This window comes from Methylobacterium sp. WL1, assembly GCF_008000895.1.
In the GTDB taxonomy this organism is placed as follows: domain Bacteria; phylum Pseudomonadota; class Alphaproteobacteria; order Rhizobiales; family Beijerinckiaceae; genus Methylobacterium.
This window is the reverse complement of the sequence record NZ_CP042823.1, coordinates 3595983-3617952: the sequence shown is the minus strand read 5'-3', so window position 1 is coordinate 3617952 and position 21970 is coordinate 3595983. Positions and strand designations below refer to the sequence as shown.

The following is a 21970-nucleotide window of genomic DNA, read 5'->3' as shown; positions in this document are numbered from 1 at the left end:
CGTCAATGTCCCAGATACACTTCGATGACCTTCGGGTCGTTCTTGACCCGCTCCATCGAGCCTTCGGACAGCACCTTGCCCTGGTGCAGCACGGTCACCCGGTGGGCGATGTCCTCGACGAACTTCATGTCGTGCTCGATCACCAGGACCGAGCGGCCCTTGATGATCTGGTTGAGCAGCTCGGCGGTCTTGATCCGCTCGCCGACGCTCATCCCGGCCACCGGCTCGTCGAGCATCAGCAGTTCCGGATCTTGAATCAGCAGCATGCCGATCTCGAGCCACTGCTTCTGGCCGTGGCTCAGGAACTCGGCCCGCTCCTTGAGCTGGTCCTTCAGGAAGATCGTCTCGGCGATCTCGTGGATCCGGTCGCGGACCTCGGCGTCCCGCTTGAAGGTGAGGGCGCCGAACACCGTGCGCCCGCGGGGAAACGAGATCTCCAGGTTCTCGAACACCGTCAGGTCGTCGTAGATCGACGGCGTCTGGAACTTGCGGCCGACCCCGGCCTGCACGATCGCGCTCTCGGTGAGCTTGGTCAGCTCCTGGCCCTTGTACTTGATCGATCCGGCGCTGGCCCGGGTGCGCCCGCAGATCAGGTCGAGCACCGTGGTCTTGCCGGCGCCGTTCGGGCCGATGATCACCCGGATCTCGTCCGGGTCGACGTAGAACGACACGTCGTTGACCGCCTTGAAGCCGTCGAACGAGACGGTCAGCGCCTCGACGGCGAGGAGGTATTCGGGCGGCGCCGCGTCGGCGCCGACCACGGGGGAGGAGAGGATCGCGGCGTTCATGACATCCTCACTCGGCCGGAGCGCCGTGGGGCGGGACGATGGTGGTCTCGGGCGGGCGCAGGCCCTTCACCCTCCGGGTCAGGCGGGGCTCGATCTGCTCGCGCCAGATGCCGGCCAGACCGTTCGGGAAGGCGAGCACCACTGCGATGAACAGGGCGCCGAGACCGAACAGCCAGAGGTCGGGGAAGCTCTCGGAGAAGCTGGTCTTGGCCCAGTTCACCAGCAGCGTGCCCCAGACCGCGCCGAACAGGGACAGGCGCCCGCCGACCGCGGCGTAGATCACCATCTCGATCGACGGCACGATGCCGACGAAGGACGGCGACATGAACCCGACCTGCAGGGTGAACATCGCCCCGCCGATCGCCGCGAAGCCGGCCGCCAGGCAGAAGGCGAAGACCTTGAAGCCCGCCACCGAGTAGCCGGAGAACCGGACCCGGTCCTCCTTGTCGCGCATGGCGACCAGGATGCGGCCGAGCTTCGATTTCTTCACGTACTGCGCCGCCAGGATGCAGGCGAGCAGCAGGCCGCCGTTGACGAAGTACAGGATCACCTTGGCGTGGTCGGTGCGGATGTCCCAGCCATGAAGGGTGCGCAGGTCGGTGATGCCGTTGATGCCGCCGGTGTAGCCCTGCTGGCCGACGATCAGGATCGTCAGGATCGCGGCGATGGCCTGGGTGATGATCGCGAAGTAGGTGCCGCCGACCCGGCGCTTGAACATCGCGTAGGAGATGACCAGCGCGAACAGGACCGGGACCGCCACCACCAGGATCACGGTCAGCGGCAGGCTTTTGAACGGCTGCCAGAACCAGGGGAGGGCGGTGATCTGGTTCCAGTCCATGAAGTCCGGGATACCCGGCGTCGATTGGATTTTCGTATTCGCGACGCTTGATGCTTCCAGCTTCAGGTACATCGCCATGCAGTACCCGCCCAAGCCAAAGAAGACGCCCTGGCCTAAGGACAAGATACCGGCATAGCCCCAGCAGATCACCAGCCCGAGGGCCACGAAGGCGTAGGTGAGGTACTTGCCGACGAGGTTGAGGCGGAACCCGTCGAGGGCCAGCGGCAGGACCACCAGGATCACCCCGGCGAGCAGAGCCAAGCTCAGCCACTCCACCGGCTTCATGAACGGGTTGTCGTTGACGGTGACCGACCTGGTCAGGGTCTGGACCGGATTCGTCATCTCGAACAATCCTCAGCGCCGGACCTTGAGGGTGAAGAGGCCCTGCGGCCGCAACATCAGGATGCCGACCACCGCGAGCAGGGTGATCACCTTGGCCATCGAGCCGGAGAGGAAGAATTCCAGGATCGATTGCGTTTGCGAGATCGAGAAGGCCGACGCGATGGTGCCGAGCAGGCTCGCGGCGCCGCCGAACACGACGATCAGGAAGGTGTCGACGATGTAGAGCTGTCCCGAGGTCGGCCCGGTCGAGCCGATCATCGTGAAGGCCGAGCCGGCGACGCCCGCGATGCCGCAGCCGAGGCCGAACGTGTAGCGGTCGACCTTCTCGGTATCGATGCCCACGGCGCCCGCCATGGCACGGTTGGCCATCACGGCCCGGACCTGCTGGCCGAAGCGCGAGCGGTAGATCAGCAGCGCCACGCTCACCGTGATCAGGATGGTCACCGCCATCACGAACAGGCCGTTGACCGGGATCTCGATCGTGTCGGTAACCTGCACCGAGCCGATCAGCCAGGACGGCAGCTCGACGCCGACCTCGCGGGCGCCGAAGATCGACCGGTAGGCCTGCTGCAGGATCAGCGACAGGCCCCAGGTGGCGAGCAGCGTGTCGAGCGGGCGCTTGTAGAGGAACCGGATCAGGCTCCACTCCACCAGCATGCCGAGCGCCCCGGAGGCGAGGAACGCCAGCCCCATCGCGACGAAGAAGTAGACCGGGAACAAAGCCGGCAGGTAGCTCTGGCAGAAGGCCGAGCAGAGATAGGTGACGTAGGCCCCGAGGATCATGAATTCCCCGTGGGCCATGTTGATCACGCCCATCTGACCGAAGATGATCGCCAGACCCAGCGCCATCAGCAGGTAGACTGAGAACAGGATCAGGCCGGCGAAGCCCTGCATGGCGAAGATCGCGCCGAGGTCCCCGAGGGAATACTCGCCCAACATTTTTTCGTGTCTCCCGCGATCTGGCTGGTGTGGTAATGGTCGGCGACGCTCTCCCTCCCCCCTCTGCGGGGGAGGGGAGAGTTGGAGACTACTGGTAGCCCTTCGGGAACGGATCCGGCTTGATCAGCTCGGGGCTGGTGTAGACGATCTCGAACTGGCCGTCGGGCTTGGCCTTGCCGACCCGGGTCTTCGACCAGAGATGGTGGTTCTCGTCGATCTTGACGTAGCCTTCCGGCGCGCCCTTGAACTCCAGGCCGGGGGAGGCGGCGACCACCTTGTCGACGTCGAAGGAGCCGGCCTTCTCGCAGGCCATCTTCCACAGGAACGGGCCGAGATAGGCCGCCTGCGTGACGTCGCCGATCACGGTCTTCTCGCCCCACATCTTCTTGAACGCTGCGACGAAGGCCTTGTTGTTCTCGTTTTCGATCGACTGGAAGTACTTCATGCACGCGTAGGCGCCGGCGATGTTCTCGCCACCGATGCCGTCGATCTCGTCCTCGGTGACCGAGATCGTCATCAGCACCTGCTTGGACAGGTCGATGCCCGCTGCCTTGAGCTGCTTGTAGAACGCCACGTTCGAGCCGCCGACCACGTCGGTGAAGATCACTTTCGGCTTGGTCAGCTTGATCTTGTTGATCACCGAGTTGAACTGGGTGTGGCCCAGAGGGAAGTACTCCTCGCCGACCACCTTGCCCTTGAGCACGTTCTCGACGTGCTTGCGGGCGATCTTGTTCGAGGTGCGCGGCCAGATGTAGTCGGAGCCGATGAAATAGAAGCTGTCGCCGCCCTTCTCCTTGTGGACCCAATCGAGCCCGGCGAGGATCTGCTGCGTGGCCTCCTGGCCGGTGTAGAACACGTTCTTGGACTGCTCCAGGCCCTCGTAGAAGGTCGGGTAATACAGGAGGCCGTTATACTGCTCGAACACCGGCAGGACCGCCTTGCGCGAGGCCGAGGTCCAGCAGCCCATCACGGCGGCGCAATGGTCGTTGACCAGGAGCTTCTTGGCCTTCTCGGCAAACGTCGGCCAGTCGGAGGCGCCGTCCTCCTGGATAATCTTGATCTTGCGGCCGAGCACGCCGCCGGCCTCGTTGATCTGGGCAATGGCGAGTTTCTCGGCCTCCTGGGCGCCCGTCTCGGAGATCGCCATCGTGCCGGTGACCGAGTGCAGGATGCCGACCGTCACCTCGGTGTCGGTCACCGCGAGCCCGGTGGTGTTGACCGCCGCGGTCGGGGCCGCGGCCCAGGCGCCGCGCGGCATGAGGGCGAGGGCCGGTGCGCCGGCCAGTCCCATGAGCAGCCTGCGCCGCAGCGGGGAGTGCAAGCCGTTCTTCGCGCCGGTCTCGGTGTCGTCAGCCATCGTGCCTGCCCTGGTTCGCGTCCGGGCCTCGCGTGGCGCCCCGGATCGACCAGTCCAGGCTAGGTCTTCGGTCACGCTGCGGCCTATACGATGTTTTGCGTATGGCCGTTCTCTTGCATCGAGCGCACCATCGCGGCGCAGAAGTCTGAGGGATCATTGGGAGCGAAGGCGGAGAGCGTGGGCGGCGCCCCGGCGCCGGGTTCTGTTCGCGCGCGCGTGCGCGGCCGCTGCTCCATGTGCCGGACAGGGCCGCGATGAGCGGGCCTCAGCGCATCATCCCGATCCGCCGGGACTACAACCGCTTCGTCGCCGACGAGACCCTGGAGGATTACGCCCTCCGGTTCACCGCCAAGAAGGCCCGGCGCTGGTCCGGCTTCCAGGTGGCGCAGACGGCGCTCGGATCGGTCTCGTTCCTGGCGCTGGAGGCGATCGGCGGGACCCTGGCTCTGACGGCGGGGTTCCCCAACACGCTGGCCGCGGTGCTGGTCGTAGGCCTGATCATCTTCGCCTCCGCGGCGCCGATCACCGTCTATGCGGCCCGCTACGGGCTCGACATGGACCTGCTGACCCGGGGCGCCGGGTTCGGCTATCTCGGCTCCACGGTCACATCGCTGATCTACGCGAGCTTCACGTTCCTGTTCTTCGCCATCGAGGCGGCGATCATGGCGCTGGCGCTGCAGCTCTGCTTCGGGCTGCCGCTCGGCATCGGATACCTCGTCTGCGCCGCCGCGGTGATCCCGCTGGTGGTCTACGGGATCCGGCTGATCAGCCGGTTCCAGATCTGGACGCAGCCGCTCTGGATCGGCTTGAGCCTGCTGCCGCTGGCCTTCGTGGCGGCGCAAGGCGCGGCGCCCCTGCAGGCGCTCAGGGATTTCCCGGGGCTCGACGGTGGCGGGGCTGCCTTCGATGTCGGCCGGTTCGGTCTGGCCACCGGGGTGCTGCTGGCCCTGCTGGCCCAGGTCGGCGAGCAGGTCGACTTCCTGCGCTTCGTGCCCGAGCCGGTGGGCCGGCGCGACTGGCGCTGGTGGCTGGCGGTGCTCTCGGGCGGTGCCGGCTGGATCGTGCCCGGCATGCTCAAGATCCTGCTCGGCGCGGGCCTCGCGGTCCTCGCGCTCGGGCACGGCGTCCCGCCCGAGCACGCCGCCGAGCCGACCCGGATGTACGCGGTGGCGTTCGGCTACGTGACCGGGGAGGGCGGCCGCGCGGCCCTGCTGCTGACGGGGCTGTTCGTTCTGGTCTCTCAGCTCAAGATCAACCTGACCAACGCCTATGCCGGCTCGATCGCGTGGTCGAACTTCTTCTCCCGGCTGACCCACAGCCATCCGGGGCGGGTCGTCTGGCTGGTGTTCAACGTCGCCATCGCGGTGCTCCTGATGGAGCTCGGCATCGACAAGACCATCGAGAGCACGCTGCCGCTCTACGCCTCCGTGGTCTCGGCCTGGGTGGGGGCGCTCGCGGCCGACCTCGCGGTGAACAAGCCGCTCGGCCTCTCGCCCCCGGGCATCGAGTTCAAGCGCGCCCATCTCTACGCCATCAACCCGGTCGGGACCGGCGCCATGGTGCTGGCGCTCGCCATCGGCGGCCTCGCCTATGCCGGCCTGCTCGGCCACGCGCTCCAGCCCTTCGCGCCGCTTCTGACGCTGGCGACCGCCTTTGCGGCGGCCCCGGTGATCGCCTGGGCCACGGCCGGCCGCTGGTATCTCGCCCGGACTCCCAAGCGGGATTGGGGGGTGGGCGAGGTCACCTGCCGGGTCTGCGAATTGCCGTTCGAGGGCGAGGACATGGCCCATTGCCCGGCCTACGACGCCCCGATCTGCTCCCTGTGCTGCTCCCTCGACGCTCGCTGCGGCGACCTGTGCAAGCCGCACGGCCGGCTGGAGGCGCAGGCGCAGCAGGCGCTCGGCCGGATCCTGCCGGGCCGGACGGCGGCCTGGATCGGCGCGCCGCTCGGCCGCTACCTCGCGGTCATGCTGACCCTCTGCGCGGTGATCGCCCTGATCCTGGGGATCGTCCATGCCGGCGCCACCATCGCGCATCCCGAGCATCGCGTGGTCCTGCGCACGGCGCTGACCAGCGTGTTCTTCATCCTGGTGGTGATCCTCGGCGTGGTCGCGTGGCTGTTCGTGCTCGCCCAGGAGAGCCGGCGGGTCGCCCAGTCGGAGACCATGCGCCAGACCGCGCTCTACGAGGCCGAGATCGCGGCCCACAAGCTCACCGACGCCAAGCTGCAGGAGGCCAAGGAGCGGGCGGAAGCCGCAAACCTCGCCAAGAGCCGCTACGTGGTCGGGATCAGCCACGAGTTGCGCACGCCGCTCTCCACCGTGCTCGGCTACGCCCAGCTCCTCGAATCCGATCCCGCGATCCCGGCCCCGCGCCTCAACGGCATCCGGGTGATAAGGCGCAGCGCCCAGCACCTGTCCGGGCTGATCGACGGCCTGCTCGACATCTCGCGGATGGAGGCCGGGCGGCTCGAGATCCACCGGGACGAGGTCCGGCTCACCGAGTTCCTCGACCAGTTGGTCGACATGGTCCGGCTGCAGGCCCGGGAGGCCGGCCTCGAATTCCGGTTCTCCCGGCCGGAGGTCCTGCCGGCGGTGGTCGCCACCGACGAGAAGCGCCTGCGCCAGGCGCTGCTCAACCTCCTGTCGAACGCGATCAAGTTCACGCCCTCCGGCACCGTCTCGCTGGATCTCAGCTACCGCAGCCAGATCGCGGTGTTCACGATCCGCGACACCGGCCCGGGCATCCCGGAGGCGGACCTGGCGCGGATCTTCCAGCCGTTCGAGCGGGGCTCGACGCCGGCCGCCCGCAGTACTCCGGGGACGGGGCTCGGGCTCACCATCGCGGACCTGCTGGCGCAGCTGCTCGGCGGCGAGATCACCGTGGCTGCGGCCCCCGGCGGCGGCACCCAGGCCCGGCTGCGGCTGATGCTGGCCTCCGTGGCCCAGCCCGCGCCGGTCGTCGTGGTTCCCCCGGCCTCCGCGCCGGAGCGAGCCTATGCCGGCGCCCGACGCACGATCCTGGTGGCCGACGACGACACCGCCCACCGCGCCCTGATGCGGGCGATCCTCGAGCCGCACGGAATCTCCGTGATGGAGGCGGGCTCCGGGCCTGAATGCCTGTCGGCCGTGGCCAGGGGCGGGATCGACCTGATCCTCCTCGACATCGCCATGCCGGGCATGAGCGGCTGGGCCGCCGCCGCGACGCTGCGTGCGGAGGGGCATACCGGACCGATCGCTATGATGTCCGCCAACGTCCACGAGATCAGCCCGGTGCGCGGCGACGACGCCCCCCACGACGCGATCTTCGCCAAGCCTTTCGACCTGCGCGACGTGCTGGAGCGGATCGGCAAGCTGCTCCACCTCGAATGGACCGACGCCGCGACGCCCGCTCTGCGCGAGCCGGCTCCGGCGCTCGCGGAGATCGGCCATCCCGGGCCGGAGCATGTCGGCGAGCTGCTGCGCCTGGGCCGGATCGGGCATATCCGGGCCATCGAGGCGAAGCTCACCGAGATGGAGGGCGACGTGACGGTGCCGCCCGCCTTCGTGGCTCAGATGCGCGGTCTCGTGGAGGGCTACGACCTGCGCCGCTACCTTTCGGTCCTGCAAGGACTCGCCCGCCATGGCTGAGGCGCCGACGAACCAGCCGAGCCGCGATGTCGTCCTGGTGGTGGACGATTCGCCCGACACGCTGATTTTCCTCACCGAGGCGATCGAGCGCTCGGGTGCCACCGTGCTGGTGGCGGTGGGCGGCGACCTCGCCCTCGCGCTCGTGGACGAGATCACGCCGGACGTGATCCTGCTCGACGCGATGATGCCCGGCATGGACGGGTTCGAGACCTGCCGGAGGCTTAAGGCCAAGCCGCAGATCGCCGGCGTGCCGGTGATCTTCATGACCGGGCTGAGCGAGACCGAGCACATCGTGAAGGGCTTGAGCGCCGGCGGGATCGACTACGTCACCAAGCCGATCGCCCCGGACGAGATCCTGGCCCGGATCCGCGTCCACCTCGCCAGCGCGCGCGCCGCGCAGAGCGCAAGGGCCGCTCTCGACACTGCCGGGCGCACCTTGTTCGCGGTCTCGGAGGCGGGCGCGGTGCTGTGGGCGACCCCGCAGGCCGGGCGGTTGCTCGCCGGGCTCGGCTCGGATCCGTCCGCGGGCCTCGCGCTGCCCGCTCGCGCCCGGGACTGGCTGCGCGGCTGCCTCACCGGGGGAGCCGCCAACGCCCTGACGCTGACCGGCGGCGACGGTACCCCCTACGCGCTCAGCTTCATCGGACGCACCCCGGAGGAGATCCTGCTGCGCCTGTCGCGCGAGGAGGCTTCGGGCGGCATCGAGCGGCTGCGGGCGCGGCTTCCGGTCACCGGCCGCGAGGCCGAGGTGCTGCTGTGGCTGTCGCGGGGGAAATCGAGCCGCGACATCGGCGAGATCCTGGGGCTCAGCCACCGCACGGTGACCAAGCATCTGGAGGGCATCTACGCCAAGCTCGGCGTGGAGAATCGCACCGCCGCCTCGATCATCGCCGCGCGCCACCTGCAGGACTGAGCCGCGTAAGCCCGTGTTGTCCACAGGCATCGCCGCTGCGCGAAACCCGTTGGTAAGCGCCCTCCCACCACGATCCCGGCACAGACGAACCAATTCGGGAACGGATGCGATGATGACCAGCCACCAGCTCGCCGACGAACTGAGGCGGGTCGCCACCACGCAGGTCAGCGACATCACCCGGGCGGTGAAGGAGGGCCAGAAGTCGATCGCCCTCAACGAGGTGCGCGACATGGCCCGGCGCCTCAGCCTGCTGGCGGACGCCTTCGATCCGAAATCGGCGGCCGAGGCCAAGGCCGACTTCGTCGAGACCGAGCCGCAGGACGGCGCGCAAGCCGCCTGACGATCGCCGCCCGACGCGCGACGCCCGATCCTCCAAGGAACGCCACGATGGTCCGCGCCACTTTCAGCATCCGCCTGGACGGCGCCTGCCTGCCCGCCTCCGCGGCGCAGTGGGTCGCCGACCTGGACGCCGCCCGGGCCACCGCCCGGACCATCGTCCAGGGGCTGATGCGTCAGCACAGCGGCGATACGCGGCTGCTCGATGCGGCCCTGGTGGTCACCGACGACACCGGCGCGATGCTGCTGGAGATGTCGTTCCTCGAAGCCCTGTACCTGCCGGTCGAGCCGGTGGCCGACCCGTATCGACGCCGGCCTGTCCCGCGGGAATTCGGGGTGCCGCGCACGCCCCGGACGCTGCTGAGCGCCGCGATCGAACCGATCCGGCGCTTCGCCGTCGCCCGGATGATGCGCGGACCTGAATAGTGATCGACTCAACCGAGCATCGCTGGTTTCGCGCGGCCTCTTCTCCGGCGCGCGGAATGCCGCCCGGGATCCGGCACCGAACGACGTCACGCGCCTGATTGCGACAGCCAATTGACGATCGTGCCGCTGCGCGGCGCGTTCGCTGCGGGTTCCCGGATCGCCGTCCACACACGTTCCGGGCATCCGGGAAGGCGCGCGCGGTTCATTCCTGTGCGACGGCCAGAGCCGGCGGAGAGTCAGCCGAACAGGTCGGTGACGGCAAAGCCCCGGTCCGCGAGCCGTTCGGCCAGGACCCGGCGGTGGCAGCGGGCCGGGTCCCGCTCGAAGCACAGCAGGCAGGTCGGGGCGGCGGCCGCCATGGCGGCGAGTTCGTCCAGGGCTATTCCGCCGGCGCCCGTGTCGAGCACCTCTTCACAGTAGATCCTGCGCATCAGCGCCGCGTCGTCCGCCCGGGCCGCCTCGCGGCCGGCCTTCGGCGTGCCGAGGCTGCGCAGATGCGCGTAGCCGAGTCCCGCCTCTGCGAGACCCGTTCCGAGCGCACCCTTCGAGAAGCCGCGCTTGCGCGAGTTCGCCACCGCCCGCACGTCGGCCAGCACGGCAACGCCCGCCGAGCGCAGCGCATCCGTAAGGCGCTCCGGGTCGAGCCCTTCGTAACCTATGGTGAATAATTGCTTGCTCACGGGACCGTGACGGGACTCGCGTTGCGGGACCGGCACTTAGCCGGATCCGGGCCTGTGAACCAACCGGGGATCGATACCGTATGTCGCGGCAGCGACACGCATCTCGGAATTCCGCCGCAATGTTCGCAAAGCTCCGTTAACTGCGCCGGGCCCATCGATTACGCCTGACTTTGGCGCTTCTTCGGTGGCGGGCTGAACACTGATGGTGCGAGATATCAAGCTTTCGCAGGGTCCGTCCGCTTCGGCGATTCGGGGTGCCGGCCGGTTGAGAAGCGTTCGGCGCGTCGCTGCCCGGGTGCTGGCCGTCGCGGTGATGGCCGGCTTGGCCGCGTGCGCGTCGAACACGAATTTCTACCCGACCAAGGGTGACGCCAAGCCCCATCCGGGCGTGGCCAAAGCCAAGCAGCACCCGATCCAGGGCATCGACATCTCGAAATGGCAGGGCAACGTCGACTGGGCCTCGGTCCGGGCCGCCGGCACTCAGTTCGCCTTCATCAAGGCGACAGAGGGCGGCGACCACGTCGACGAGCGCTTCCGGACCAACTGGGACAACGCCGCCAAGGCCGGCGTGCCGCGGGGCGCCTACCACTTCGTGTTCTGGTGCCGCTCCGCCCGGGACCAGATGGAGTGGTTCAAGCGCAACGTGCCGAACGACCCGACGGCCCTTCCGCCGGTGCTCGACGTGGAGTGGAACGGCCATTCGCAGACCTGCCCGAAGAAGCTGCCCAAGGCGCAGGCTCTCGCGATGGTCACGGAGATGCTGGAAGAGATGGAGCGCTACACCGGCAAGCGCCCGATCATCTACACCGACATCACCTTCCACAAGGACGTGCTGGAAGGCGAACTGCCCGACTACCCGCACTGGCTGCGCTCCACCGCGGCCGAGCCGGAGCAGCGCTTCGTCAACCGGAAGTGGATGCTGTGGCAATTCACCTCCACCGGGCGCGTCCCCGGGGTGCAGGGCGACGTCGACCGCAACGCTTTCTACGGCACGCCGTCCGACTGGGCCTCGTTCCTGTCGACCGATTGCGACCCGCGCGAGCACCGGCGGCTTTCGGAACAGGGTCTTTGCACCGACAAATAAATGATCGGGCGGGATAGACTTAGGTTGGTTCCAGGTCAGGGGGCGGGATATAAGCGTGTCGGATTCGCCCGCAAGCAAGCGGGCCGCCCGACGAGGTTCCTTTCGGACGCCTCCCGTTCCACGGTCCCCGACCTGCATGCCCGCTGACCGCGCTGCTTCCCTCACGGGCAACCTGCTCCTCGACGCGCTCCGGGAGTCCGACCGCGCGCTGATCGTCCCCCATCTCGAGCGGGTCTCCTGCGACAAGGGGGCGATCGTGTTCGAGGCCGGCACGGAGGTGGCGCACATCACCTTCCCCTGCGACCAGACCGTCGTGGCGCTGATCATCGGCACCCGGGACGGGCGCTGCGCCGAGACCGCGAGCATCGGTCGCGAGGGAGCCGTCGGCGGCATCGTCAGCGCGGGCCGGGTGCCGGCATCCACCGAGGCGATCGTGCAGATCGGCGGGCCGATGCTGCGCCTGGAGGCCGACCGGCTCCAGGACGCCAAGCGCCGATCCCCCGAGGTCCGCAACCTGTTCGCACGCTACGGCGACTGCCTCCTGGCGCAAGTGCTGCAGGCCGCCGCCTGCAACGCCCTCCATCCGATCGAGCAGCGCTGCCTGCGTTGGCTCCTGACGCTACAGGACCGGATCGGAGGCGACACCCTGCCAATCACCCACGAATTGCTGGCCTCGATGCTCGGCGTCCAGCGCACCTACCTGACCCGCATCCTGCGGACGCTTCAGGACCAGGGCCTGATCCGGGTCGGGCGAGGACGCATCACGGTGCTCGACCGCCGGGCGATGTCGGGCTCGGCTTGCGAGTGCCACGCCCGGGTGCAGCGCCATTTCAAGACGGTGCTCGGCGCGGTCTACAGCGCGGACGGCTTCGACCGGATCGAGCCGCCATCTCCAACCGAGGGCGACCGGGAGCCGGCGCTGGCCCTGCACGGCGGCGCCCGGCGCTGAGGCGATCCGGACGTTCGAAGGGCTCGGGCTCGGGCGCGGCCCGCGAACCTTCTGAGGGACCGCCTGTCAGCCGGCCGCCCGGCGCTCCAGGATCTCGATCAGCGCCCCGTCCGGACCTTCCACGAAGGCGATCCGCACGCCCTGGCCGCGCTCGGTGATGGGCATCCGCACGGTGACGCCGCGGCCTGCGAGTTCGGCCATGGCGGCGTCGATGTCGGCGACGCGCAGACCGATATGCTCGATGCCGAGGCAGGGCGTCTGCGTGGCGGGGGCGGTCTCGGAGGGGGCCTGCTCGATGAAGACGGTCAGGCCGCCGAGGTTGAGCACCATGCGCTGCACGGGATCGGCGCCGACGCGCTCCACCTCCGTGGCCCCGAAGGTCTCCACGTAGAAGGCTCCGGCCTTCACGGCGTCGCGGCTGCGCAGATGGACGTGGTCGCAGGCATACTGCATCGGATTTCCTCCCGCGGCCCGCTGCCGGCGAGCCGGTGATGGCGTCACGCGTCCAGGTTATGCGGTCGCGCGCGCCGGAGCGAGATCCACCGCTTGACGCAGCGCCCGAACCCGCAGACTTTCGCCGCCATGACCGTTGCAGGGATGCAACAGCCTTCCCACATCCGGGTGGATACCCCACCGCACAGCCTCAAGAGACCGATGCGCAATCCCTACGACGTGCTGGGCGTGGCCAAGGGAGCGAGCGAAGCCGACATCAAGAAGGCTTATCGCAAGCTCGCCAAGGACTTCCACCCCGACCGCAACAAGAACGACGTGAAGGCCAAGGACCGATTCGCCGAGGCGAACTCGGCCTACGAGATCCTGGGCGATTCCGAGAAGCGCAAGCAGTTCGACCGCGGCGAGATCGACGGCGACGGCAAGCCGCGCGCCAGCGGCTTCGAAGGGTTCTCGGGCGGCTTCGGCGGCGGCCGGTCGAGCGGGTTCGATTTCGAGAACATGGCCCGCAGCCGGCAAGGCGGAATGGGCGGCGGCGGGATGGGCGAGGACATCTTCTCGCACATCTTCGGTGAGGCGTTCCGCGCGGGCGGTGCCGGGCCCGGCCAGCGCCAGGCGGCCAAGGGCGAGGATGTCGCGGCCGAGCTGTCCGTGAGCCTGGAGCAGGTCGCCAGCGAAGAAAAGCTGCGCCTCGCCCTGCCCACGGGCCGGGAGGTCGACGTGGTGATCCCCCGGGGCGTCGAGGATGGCCAGACCATTCGGCTTCGTGGCCTTGGCCAGAGCGCCGGCCCCCGCGGCGAGCCCGGCGACGCCCTGCTGACCATCCGGGTCCGGCCGCATCCCCGCTTCACCGTCGAGGGGGCCGACCTGAAGGTCAGCGTCGAGGTGCCGCTGGAGGACGCCGTGCTCGGCGGCACGATCCGGGTGCCGACCCTGACCGGCGCGGTCGAGATGAAGATGCCGCCGATGACGAGTTCGGGCCGCACGTTCCGGTTGCGCGGCAAGGGCCTTCCCAAGAAGGACGGCACCCGCGGCGACCTGCTCGCCACCACGGCGATCACCCTGCCGGATAGCGAGGATCCCGCGCTCATCGAGTTCGCCAGGAACCGACGCGCCAAGGTGGCGTAGAACGCTGCGTAACAGGCGCCCCGCGCCCGGTCGCCCGGCGGCCGGGTGCGCACTTCCGTCTCCGAGCGGGCTCCGTTAAGGAGACCCCCGGTGCCGCAAGGGGCCGAGAGGTTTCCAGGATCGATCATGGCGGAACACGGGCAGGGCATTCTGGCGGGCAAGCGGGGCCTCGTGCTCGGTGTCGCCAACAACCGCTCGATCGCCTGGGGCATCGCCCGCAGCGCCCGCGCGCACGGGGCCGAGCTCGCGTTTACCTATCAGGGCGACGCCCTGCGCAAGCGGGTCGAGCCCTTGGCCAAGGAACTCGACGCCCACGTCATCGGGCATTGCGACGTGACCGAGGCGGCGACCATCGACGCCGTGTTCGCGGAGGCCGCCCGGGTCTTCCCCGAGGGCATCGACTTCGTCATCCACTGCATCGCCTTTTCCGACAAGGACGAGCTGACCGGCCGCTACCTCGAGACATCCGAGGAGAACTTCACCAAGTCGCTCCTGGTCTCGTGCTACTCGTTCACGGCGGTGGCCCAGCGCGCCGAGAGGATCATGCGCCCGGGCGGTTCCCTGGTGACGCTGACCTATTACGGCGCCGAGAAGTGGATGCCGCACTACAACGTCATGGGCGTGGCCAAGGCGGCGCTCGAAGCCTCGGTGCGCTATCTCGCGGCCGATCTCGGGCCGAAGAACATCCGCGTCAACGCGATCTCGGCCGGCCCGATCAAGACCCTGGCGGCCTCGGGAATCGGCGACTTCCGCTACATTCTGAAGTGGAACGAGTACAACGCGCCCCTGCGCCGAACCGTGACCATCGGTGAGGTCGGCGAGACCGCCGCCTACCTGATCTCCGACATGGCCGCGGGCATGACCGGCGAGATCCTGCACGTGGATGCGGGCTACCACGTCGTCGGCATGAAGAGCCCCGATGCGCCGGACCTGACCCTCGACAAGGATTAATCTTCGTCGTCGTCCGCGTCCGCGAATTCACCTGAAAGGGTGAGCCCGCCGATCCAGGTCTCGCCGTCGCGCTTGATGACCGTCCGCGGCCTGGCGCCCCCATGGGTCGCGATCCCGTCCGCCAGCCGCTCGGAATGCGTGACCAACCAGATCTGGGTGCGCTCGGCGGCCCGGGCGATCATCCGGGCGAGCGGTTCCATCAGATCCGGGTGCAGGCTCGATTCCGGCTCGTTCAATGCGATGAAGGGCGGCAGCCTGTAGGCCAGCAGCGCTCCGGTGAGGGCGAGGTAGCGCAGCGTCCCGTCCGACAGTTCCGAGGCCGCGAAGGTGCGGCCCGGGAAGTCCGGGAAGGTGACGCCGAAGCTCGCCTCGCGCCCCGGCTCCGGCACCACGAGCCGGGCGCCCGGGAAGGCGCCGTCTAGCGCCATATCGAGATCGCCCGTGTCCTGCCGGATATGGGCCAGGGTGGCGAACACGGCAGCGAGGTCGGACCCGTCCGAGGCGAGGGTCGGCGTCGTCACTGCCAGGCACGGGCGGCGGAGCGGCGACTCGGCATCGGTCCGAAAATCATGGTGGAAGCGCCAAGCCGTCATGGCGAGCCGAACCAAGGCGATCTCCGGGTGACGCGTCGCGTCCAGGAAGGTGCCGAGCGCGGTTTCGGTGGGCAGCAGATCCAGGGCCAGCGGCCGTTTGCGCCCCTCCTCGTCGCGGGCGAAGCCGGTCCGGCCGTCGCGGTCGAGGATGACCGCCGTGCGGGGGCCGGTCCGGACGGTCAACCGCTCGGCCTTCACCTGCGGTTCCTTGCGGAAAGCGGCGCCGTAGGTAGTGCCGCCGGCCTGCTGCACGAGCCCGAGTTCGACCGCATAGGTGAACGCCTGCCCGGTTCCGTCATCGTGCAGGCTGGCTGACAGGCGGATCCGGGCCGCCTCGCCGTGCCGCCGACGCCCCGCCCAGAGCGCCGAATCCATCCCGCCCTCTACGGCGAGCGCGCGGGTGAGCGTCCCCCGGGCCGCGTCCTGAAGCAGTTCGAGGCCGCGATACAGGTTGGTCTTGCCGGTGCCGTTGCCGCCCACGAACACCGACAGGTCGTCCATCGGGAAGCCGATCCGCCGGAGCGAGCGGTAGCCCGAGACCGCGACCTCCCGAACCACCAGCATGCGGCACCCCTTGGATCAGTTCGGGACCTTCAGATCGGCGATTCCCTTCGCGGCCTTCGGGAATCGTGGGTCCATCGCCTCCAGCGTATCTGCGATCGTTCGGGCAATCACGTAGTTGCGGAACCACTTGTGGTTGGCCGGCACCACAAGCCACGGCGCGCGCGGCGTCGAGCATTGCGAGAGCGCGTCGGCGAAGGCCTGCTGGTAGGCGTCCCAGGCTTTCCGCTCGACGAGGTCGGCGGGGTCGAATTTCCAGTGCTTCTCCGGGTCGGCGATCCGGGCTTCCAGGCGCTTCTTCTGCTCGTCCCTGGAGATGTGCAGGAAGAACTTGATCACCACCGTGCCGGACTCGGTGAGCAGCCGCTCGAAATCGTTGATCAGCCGGTAGCGGCCCTGCCAGACCGGGTCGGGCACCAGCTCCTTTACCCGCACCACGAGGACGTCCTCGTAATGGCTGCGGTTGAACACGCCGATCATGCCGCGCCCCGGCGTCTTGGCGTGGTAGCGCCACAGGAAATCGTGATCGAGCTCGTCGCTCGACGGCACCTTGAACGACGACACCGTGCAACCCTGCGGGTTCACGCCCTTGAGCACCGACCGGATCGTCCCGTCCTTGCCGCCGGTATCGATCGCTTGGAACACCAGCAGCAGGCTGCGGGCGCGCTCGGCATACAGCCGCTCCTGCAGGGCGCTGATCCGCTCGCGCTCCCGGCCGAGGGCGTCCTTGGCCCAGACCTTGTCGAGGCCGCCATCGGCGTCGGCGTCGACGGCCGTCAGGTCGATCCGCATTCCGGGCTCGACAGCCACGATCCCCGGTGCGACCCGGATCGGGGCCGGCCGATGGCCGCCCAGGGCCGCCGGGACCGCCCCGGCGATCGCATCGGCCGCACCGGCCCAGACAGCGGTCGAGGGCACCCGCGCCCGGGCGGCCTGGTGCCGATCGGGGGCGTCTGTCACGCCCCCGTCCTGCGACTGGCCGGGAAGATGCTTGCCGTGCTTCTTAGACATGGGCAGGACCTTATCGAGGGGCTTTGCCGACGAACGCCCAGAACGGTTGGCACGCCCGGCCGTTCCGGGCGCCTGCACAGCGACAGGATTTTGAGACGGTTGGCCACGATCTATTTCATCCGCCACGGCCAGACCGCCTGGAACGCCGAGGGCCGCCTGCAGGGCAGTCGCGACATCGATCTCAACCCGCACGGGGAGGCGCAGGCCGTCGCCGTGGCCGCGCGGCTGACCGCGGTGGCGGGGGCGGGTGTGGCGGAGGCGGAGTTCCTGGCGAGCCCGCTCAAGCGCACCCGGCGGACCATGGAGATCCTGCGCACGACGCTGGGCCTGCCGGCGGAGGCGTACCGCACCGATCCCCGGCTGAGGGAGATCGGCTTCGGCAACTGGGAGGGCTCGACCTGGGCCGAGATCCGCCGCCGTGACCCGGGGGGCGCTTCGGCCCGCGACCGCGAGCGCTGGAACCACCGTCCGCCCGGCCAGGGTGGCGAGAGCTATGCCGCGCTCGTGGAGCGGGTCGGGCCGGTTCTGTCCGGGCTCGAGCGGGATGCCGTGATCGTCGCCCACGGCGGCGTCGCCCGGGCTGCCCTGGTGGCGCTGGGCCATCTCGACATCTACGCGGCGCCGCGCCTCGGCATCCGCCAGGGCGAGGTGCTGGTCCTGGAGCCGTCGGGCTGGCGCTGGGCTTAAGCCGTCCTTCACCCAGGGTTCAAAGCCGCCTCGATAACGGCATGATCGGCTGGCTATAGGGCAGTCGCCACGGTATGCGCCGATCTGTTCGGTCGGCCAGCGGAGCAGCGGATGAGCGACGTCGCCGAGAAGACCCGGTCCGGACCGGCGGCCGAGGCGCATGAGCGTCCGGCGGGCGGGGCGGCCGTGCTGCGCGGCGCGCACCGCCCCGACCTGATCCGCGACGAGGTGCTGGCCGAGATCTTCCTGGATTCGGCCCGCGCCCGGCCGGAGCATCCCTGCCTGGTCGACGGCGCCCGCGTGATCGCGGGCGGCGTCCATCCGAGCCTGACCTATGCCGAGGTCGCCGCTCGCGCCGGCCGGATCGCCGCCGGCCTCGCCCACCGCGGCATCGGCCCCGGCGACGTCGTCGGCCTGTGGATGGCCCGGGGCCCGGACCTGCTGGTCGCCCAGATCGGCATCACCTTGTCGGGCGCCGCCTGGCTGCCCTTCGACGCCGAGGCGCCGGCCGACCGGGTCGGAGTCTGTCTCACGGATGCCGCCGCCAAGGCGCTGCTGGTCTCACCTGCCCTCGCCGCGACGGCGCCCGACGCCGCGCCCGCCCTGACCCCGGCGGATCTCGACGCGGCGACACCCACGGATGCCCCGGTACCGGATGCCCGCGCCGCCGGCCTGACGCCGGAGGATCCCGCCTACCTGATCTACACCTCGGGCTCGACCGGCGTGCCCAAGGGCATCGTCATCAGCCACGCCAACATCTGCCACTTCCTCCGGTCGGGGAACGCGCTCTACGGCATGCGCGCCGACGACATCGTGTTCCAGGGCGCCTCGGTCGCCTTCGACCTGTCGATGGAGGAGATCTGGGTCCCGTATCTCGTGGGCGCGACGCTGTTCGTGGCGAGCCCGGCCATGATGGGCGACGTCGAGTCCCTGCCCGGCATTCTCGAAGCCGAGCGGATCACGGTGCTCGATACCGTGCCGACGCTGCTGGCGATGATCTCCGGCGACCTGCCGACCGTGCGCCTCGTGCTGCTCGGTGGCGAAGCGCTGCCGGAGCCGCTGGTCGGCCGCTGGGCGACCGGCGCGCGCCAGCTCTTCAACACGTACGGGCCGACCGAGGCGACCGTGGTCGCCACCGCGGCCGAGATGCGGCCCGGCGAGCCGGTGACCATCGGGGGACCGATCCCGAACTATTCGGTCTACGTCGCGGGCGAGGATCTGAGCCTGCTCGGGCGCGATCAACAGGGCGAGCTGCTGATCGGCGGGCCCGGGGTGGCCCGCGGCTATCTCGCGCGGCCCGAGCTGACCGCCGAAAAGTTCATCGCCAACCCGTTCGCCTCGGACGGGACCGACCCGATCCTCTACCGCTCGGGCGATGCGGTCTCGCTGGATGCCGGCGGGCGGATCCTGTTCCACGGCCGCATCGACGATCAGGTGAAGATCCGCGGCTTCCGGGTCGAACTCGGCGAGATCGAGTCGCGGATCCGCAGCGTGCCCGACATCAACCAGGCCGCCGTGGTGCTGCGCCAGGACGACGGCGTCGACCGGCTCGTGGCCTTCCTGATCCCCGAACGCGGGCGGACGGTGGATACCGCCGCCCTGCGCCGGACGCTGGCCGGCCAGATGCCGCCCTACATGGTGCCCGGCCATTTCGAGCTGGCCGAGACCCTGCCGCGGCTGACCTCCGGCAAGGTCGATCGCAAGGCCCTGAAGATCGCCCCGCTCACGGTCGCATCCGCCGATGGCGAGCAGGAGCCCCCGGCCAACGAGACCGAAGCGGCTTTGGTCGCCGCGGCCAAGCAGGTCTTCGGCAACCAGCCGATCCCGCTCGAGGGCGATTTCTTCGCCGATCTCGGCGGCCATTCCCTGCTCGCCGCCCGCTTCGTGTCCGCAGTCCGCGAGGCGCCCGCGCTCGCCGGCATCACGCTGCCGGACGTCTACGCCCTGCGCACCATGCGGGCGATGGCCGACGCGCTGATCGCGCGCACCGGCGGCATGGGCGCGGCGGCTGCGATCCGCGACCTGAGCTTCGAACCGCCGCCGCTGTTGCGCCGGGCCCTGTGCGGCCTCGGCCAGCTGATCGCGCTGCCCTTCGTCATCGCGCTCGCCACCGCGCAGTGGCTCGGCATGTTCGTGACCTACCTGCTGCTTACCGGCGGCGGTCTCAGCTTCTTCGCCGAACTGGGCGTCCTGCTGCTCGTCTACATCGCAATCAACGGCGTGACCGCGGTGGTCGCGGTGGCGGGCAAGTGGCTGATCCTCGGCAGGACCAAGCCGGGCCGATACCCGCTCTGGGGGAGCTATTACTACCGCTGGTGGCTGACCCAGCGCCTCGCGCCCCTCGTCCACGTGAAGTGGCTCCAGGGCTCGCCGGCGATCTCGGTCTACCTCCGGCTGATGGGCGCCAAGGTCGGCCATGATGCGCTGATCTCCGACATCGAGATCGGCGCTCCGGACCTGCTGACCATCGGCGACGGCGCCTCCCTCGGCGGTCGCCTCGTCATCGCCAATGCCGAGATCGTCGGCAACGAGCTGGTGATCGGCACGGTCGAGATCGGCGCCGACGCGGCGGTCGGCACCTCCTGCGTGCTCAGCCACGACACGGTGATCGGCGCGCAGGCCGAGATCGCCGACCTGACCACGATCCCGACCGGCACCCGGGTCGGGCCCGCGGAGATCTGGGACGGCTCGCCCGGCCGCAAGGTCGGGATGGCGAACACGGCCGACCTGCCGGCCGCCTCCGAGGCCTCGTGGGCCCGCCGCGCCGCCTTCGCGGCGGCTTATATCGTTCTGCTCGGCGCGATCCCGGCGGTCGGCCTGCTGCCGATCTTCCCGGCGTTCTTCATCTTCGACCAGATCTCGGATTCGCTCTCCGACATCACCGATGTCGACTATCACTGGTACCTGCCGATCCTCACCTGGCCCACCGCCATGCTGATGACCGCCGGCACGGTGCTGCTGATCGCCGGCATCCGCTGGATCGTGCTGCCGCGGACCCGCTCGGGCACCTACTCGGTCCACTCGCTGTTCTACCTGCGCAAGTGGTCGCTGGCGCTCGCCGTCGAGGTCACGCTCGAGACGCTCTCGTCACTGTTCGCCACGGTCTACATGCGGGCGTGGTACCGGCTGATGGGCGCCAACATGGGCCACGGCGCCGAGATCTCGACCAACCTCGCCGGCCGCTACGACCTCGCCGAGGTCGGTGCGAAAAACTTCATCGCCGACGAGGTCGTGTACGGCGAGGAGGAGGTCCGGCGCGGCTGGATGCATCTCGAGGCCGCCCGCACCGGCGCACGGGTCTTCGTCGGCAACGATGCCGTGGTCCCCCCCGGCGCGGTCATCCCGGACGACGTGCTGATCGGCATCAAGTCGAAGCCGCCGGCCAACGACGCGATGAGCCCCGGCGAGACCTGGTTCGGCTCGCCGCCGATCCGGCTGCCGGCCCGCCAGAAGGTCGATCTCGGATCGACCGCGCAGACCTACGAACCCGGGATGTGGCCGAAGATCCGGCGCGGCGTGTTCGAGGCCTTCGCGACCTCGTTCTCGCCGATGCTCTACATCACCCTGGCGATCACCGTGATCGACTGGTATTTCTACCCGGCCATCCTGGAGAAGGACTGGACCGGTCTGGCCGTCAGCTTCGTGACCGCCAGCGTCTGCATCGCGCTGATCCAGTCCGCCGCGGTCATCGCGATGAAGTGGCTGCTGATGGGCGTCTACAAGCCCGGCATGCAGCCGATGTGGTCCTGGTGGGCGATGCGCACCGAGGCGATCGCGGTGGCTTATTGGGGGTTGGCCGGCAAGGTGCTGCTCGAGCACCTCCAGGGCACGCCGTTCCTGCCCTGGGCCCTGCGGTTGTTCGGCGTGAAGATCGGGAAGGGCGTGTGCATGCTCACCACCGACATCACCGAGTTCGACTGCGTGTCGATCGGCGACTACGCCACGATCAACCGCGTCTCCGCGCTGCAAACCCATCTGTACGAGGACCGGATCATGAAGATCGGCCGCGTCGTGGTCGGGCGCGGCGTCTCGGTCGGCGCCTTCGCGACGGTCCTGTACGACACCAAGGTCGGCGACTACGCACGGCTGCGCCCGCTCACCATCGTGATGAAGGGCGAGTCGATCCCCGCCAACACGGAGTGGGAAGGCGCCCCGGCGGTGCCGGTGATCCACGCGGCGCGCGACGAGCAACGGGCGGCCGGATAGGTCGCCGCGTCAATCCGGGGCGCCTGAAACGAGCCCTGGGACGCGCGAGGACGCGACGGTCGTCATCGCCGCCGATATCCACCTTGCCGAATCGTAAACAAC

At 69.3% G+C, this 21970-nt stretch carries 18 protein-coding genes; 10 read left to right on the top strand and 8 right to left on the bottom strand.

The genetic code is table 11. The annotated features are described in order from the left end of the window. Window positions 1–2: 2 nt before the first annotated feature. The 4 genes from urtD to urtA form a co-directional block, all read right to left on the bottom strand. The gene (gene urtD, locus FVA80_RS17535; protein WP_147906206.1) at window positions 3–788 is read right to left on the bottom strand and encodes an urea ABC transporter ATP-binding protein UrtD; all 786 of its coding nucleotides are present in this window, start codon (window positions 786–788) and stop codon (window positions 3–5) included. Window positions 789–795: 7 nt separating this feature from the next. Then, entirely contained in the window at window positions 796–1968 is a 1173-nt protein-coding gene (urtC, locus tag FVA80_RS17530; protein ID WP_147906205.1) for an urea ABC transporter permease subunit UrtC, read from the bottom strand. A gap of 12 nt (window positions 1969–1980) precedes the next feature. After that, window positions 1981–2907, bottom strand: a complete 927-nt coding sequence (gene urtB, locus FVA80_RS17525) for an urea ABC transporter permease subunit UrtB (RefSeq protein WP_147906204.1) — start codon at window positions 2905–2907, stop codon at window positions 1981–1983. Window positions 2908–2995: 88 nt separating this feature from the next. Then, on the bottom strand, window positions 2996–4264 hold the full coding sequence (gene urtA / locus FVA80_RS17520) for an urea ABC transporter substrate-binding protein (protein WP_147906203.1): 1269 nt from the start codon (window positions 4262–4264) through the stop codon (window positions 2996–2998). A 254-nt stretch (window positions 4265–4518) separates the two neighbouring features. Here urtA and FVA80_RS17515 point away from each other — a divergent pair, with 254 nt between their 5' ends. From FVA80_RS17515 to FVA80_RS17500, 4 genes are all read left to right on the top strand, one after another. Next, a complete protein-coding gene (locus FVA80_RS17515) occupies window positions 4519–7893 on the top strand; it encodes an ATP-binding protein (RefSeq protein WP_147906202.1) in 3375 nt (1124 codons plus the stop codon). Continuing rightward, a complete protein-coding gene (locus FVA80_RS17510) occupies window positions 7886–8806 on the top strand; it encodes a response regulator transcription factor (RefSeq protein WP_147906201.1) in 921 nt (306 codons plus the stop codon). The genes FVA80_RS17515 and FVA80_RS17510 overlap by 8 nt, the downstream gene beginning before the upstream one ends. Window positions 8807–8915: 109 nt before the next feature. Next, window positions 8916–9146 (top strand): hypothetical protein, encoded by a 231-nt coding sequence (locus FVA80_RS17505; RefSeq protein WP_147906200.1) that lies wholly within the window; start codon window positions 8916–8918, stop codon window positions 9144–9146. Between the two features lie 47 nt (window positions 9147–9193). After that, window positions 9194–9568 (top strand): catalase, encoded by a 375-nt coding sequence (locus tag FVA80_RS17500; RefSeq protein ID WP_147906199.1) that lies wholly within the window; start codon window positions 9194–9196, stop codon window positions 9566–9568. Window positions 9569–9804: 236 nt separating this feature from the next. Here FVA80_RS17500 and FVA80_RS17495 read toward each other — a convergent pair whose 3' ends face one another. After that, a complete protein-coding gene (locus FVA80_RS17495; protein WP_147855064.1) occupies window positions 9805–10248 on the bottom strand; it encodes a DUF488 domain-containing protein in 444 nt (147 codons plus the stop codon). 313 nt (window positions 10249–10561) lie between these two features. Between FVA80_RS17495 and FVA80_RS17490 the strand changes: the two genes are divergently transcribed. Next, the gene (locus FVA80_RS17490) at window positions 10562–11332 is read left to right on the top strand and encodes a glycoside hydrolase family 25 protein (protein ID WP_238261092.1); all 771 of its coding nucleotides are present in this window, start codon (window positions 10562–10564) and stop codon (window positions 11330–11332) included. A 136-nt stretch (window positions 11333–11468) separates the two neighbouring features. Continuing rightward, window positions 11469–12281 (top strand): Crp/Fnr family transcriptional regulator, encoded by an 813-nt coding sequence (locus tag FVA80_RS17485; RefSeq protein WP_147906197.1) that lies wholly within the window; start codon window positions 11469–11471, stop codon window positions 12279–12281. Window positions 12282–12347: 66 nt separating this feature from the next. On the opposite strand, the gene FVA80_RS17480 is transcribed toward FVA80_RS17485, so the two are convergent. Then, window positions 12348–12734: a VOC family protein gene (locus FVA80_RS17480; RefSeq protein WP_147906196.1), complete on the bottom strand. Its 387-nt coding sequence runs from the start codon at window positions 12732–12734 to the stop codon at window positions 12348–12350. A 201-nt stretch (window positions 12735–12935) separates the two neighbouring features. Here FVA80_RS17480 and FVA80_RS17475 point away from each other — a divergent pair, with 201 nt between their 5' ends. Both FVA80_RS17475 and fabI read left to right on the top strand, forming a co-directional pair. Further along, window positions 12936–13859: a DnaJ C-terminal domain-containing protein gene (locus tag FVA80_RS17475; RefSeq protein WP_147906195.1), complete on the top strand. Its 924-nt coding sequence runs from the start codon at window positions 12936–12938 to the stop codon at window positions 13857–13859. A gap of 126 nt (window positions 13860–13985) precedes the next feature. Further along, window positions 13986–14810: an enoyl-ACP reductase FabI gene (gene fabI, locus FVA80_RS17470; protein ID WP_147906194.1), complete on the top strand. Its 825-nt coding sequence runs from the start codon at window positions 13986–13988 to the stop codon at window positions 14808–14810. Here the strand turns inward: fabI and FVA80_RS17465 are convergent. Together FVA80_RS17465 and FVA80_RS17460 are read right to left on the bottom strand one after the other, a co-directional pair. Further along, window positions 14807–15967, bottom strand: a complete 1161-nt coding sequence (locus FVA80_RS17465) for an AAA family ATPase (RefSeq protein WP_147906193.1) — start codon at window positions 15965–15967, stop codon at window positions 14807–14809. The two genes, fabI and FVA80_RS17465, sit on opposite strands and share 4 nt — an antisense overlap. A gap of 15 nt (window positions 15968–15982) precedes the next feature. Next, complete coding sequence (locus FVA80_RS17460; RefSeq protein ID WP_147906192.1) at window positions 15983–16975, bottom strand: polyphosphate kinase 2 family protein; 993 nt, start codon at window positions 16973–16975, stop codon at window positions 15983–15985. Window positions 16976–17074: 99 nt separating this feature from the next. Here FVA80_RS17460 and FVA80_RS17455 point away from each other — a divergent pair, with 99 nt between their 5' ends. Continuing rightward, window positions 17075–17662 (top strand): histidine phosphatase family protein, encoded by a 588-nt coding sequence (locus FVA80_RS17455; RefSeq protein WP_147906191.1) that lies wholly within the window; start codon window positions 17075–17077, stop codon window positions 17660–17662. 111 nt (window positions 17663–17773) lie between these two features. Next, window positions 17774–21868, top strand: coding sequence for a Pls/PosA family non-ribosomal peptide synthetase (locus FVA80_RS17450; RefSeq protein WP_147906190.1), 4095 nt, complete (start codon window positions 17774–17776; stop codon window positions 21866–21868). The last annotated feature ends 102 nt before the right edge of the window (window positions 21869–21970 follow it).

Bases quoted from the DNA above. Each gene is read 5' to 3' on its own strand.
- urtD (WP_147906206.1), bottom strand. From the start codon at position 788: ATGAACGCCGCGATCCTCTCCTCCCCCGTGGTCGGCGCCGACGCGGCG.
- urtC (WP_147906205.1), bottom strand. From the start codon at position 1,968: ATGACGAATCCGGTCCAGACCCTGACCAGGTCGGTCACCGTCAACGAC.
- urtB (WP_147906204.1), bottom strand. From the start codon at position 2,907: ATGTTGGGCGAGTATTCCCTCGGGGACCTCGGCGCGATCTTCGCCATG.
- urtA (WP_147906203.1), bottom strand. From the start codon at position 4,264: ATGGCTGACGACACCGAGACCGGCGCGAAGAACGGCTTGCACTCCCCG.
- FVA80_RS17515 (WP_147906202.1), top strand. From the start codon at position 4,519: ATGAGCGGGCCTCAGCGCATCATCCCGATCCGCCGGGACTACAACCGC.
- FVA80_RS17510 (WP_147906201.1), top strand. From the start codon at position 7,886: ATGGCTGAGGCGCCGACGAACCAGCCGAGCCGCGATGTCGTCCTGGTG.
- FVA80_RS17505 (WP_147906200.1), top strand. From the start codon at position 8,916: ATGATGACCAGCCACCAGCTCGCCGACGAACTGAGGCGGGTCGCCACC.
- FVA80_RS17500 (WP_147906199.1), top strand. From the start codon at position 9,194: ATGGTCCGCGCCACTTTCAGCATCCGCCTGGACGGCGCCTGCCTGCCC.
- FVA80_RS17490 (WP_238261092.1), top strand. From the start codon at position 10,562: ATGGCCGGCTTGGCCGCGTGCGCGTCGAACACGAATTTCTACCCGACC.
- FVA80_RS17485 (WP_147906197.1), top strand. From the start codon at position 11,469: ATGCCCGCTGACCGCGCTGCTTCCCTCACGGGCAACCTGCTCCTCGAC.
- FVA80_RS17480 (WP_147906196.1), bottom strand. From the start codon at position 12,734: ATGCAGTATGCCTGCGACCACGTCCATCTGCGCAGCCGCGACGCCGTG.
- FVA80_RS17475 (WP_147906195.1), top strand. From the start codon at position 12,936: ATGCGCAATCCCTACGACGTGCTGGGCGTGGCCAAGGGAGCGAGCGAA.
- fabI (WP_147906194.1), top strand. From the start codon at position 13,986: ATGGCGGAACACGGGCAGGGCATTCTGGCGGGCAAGCGGGGCCTCGTG.
- FVA80_RS17465 (WP_147906193.1), bottom strand. From the start codon at position 15,967: ATGCTGGTGGTTCGGGAGGTCGCGGTCTCGGGCTACCGCTCGCTCCGG.
- FVA80_RS17460 (WP_147906192.1), bottom strand. From the start codon at position 16,975: ATGTCTAAGAAGCACGGCAAGCATCTTCCCGGCCAGTCGCAGGACGGG.
- FVA80_RS17450 (WP_147906190.1), top strand. From the start codon at position 17,774: ATGAGCGACGTCGCCGAGAAGACCCGGTCCGGACCGGCGGCCGAGGCG.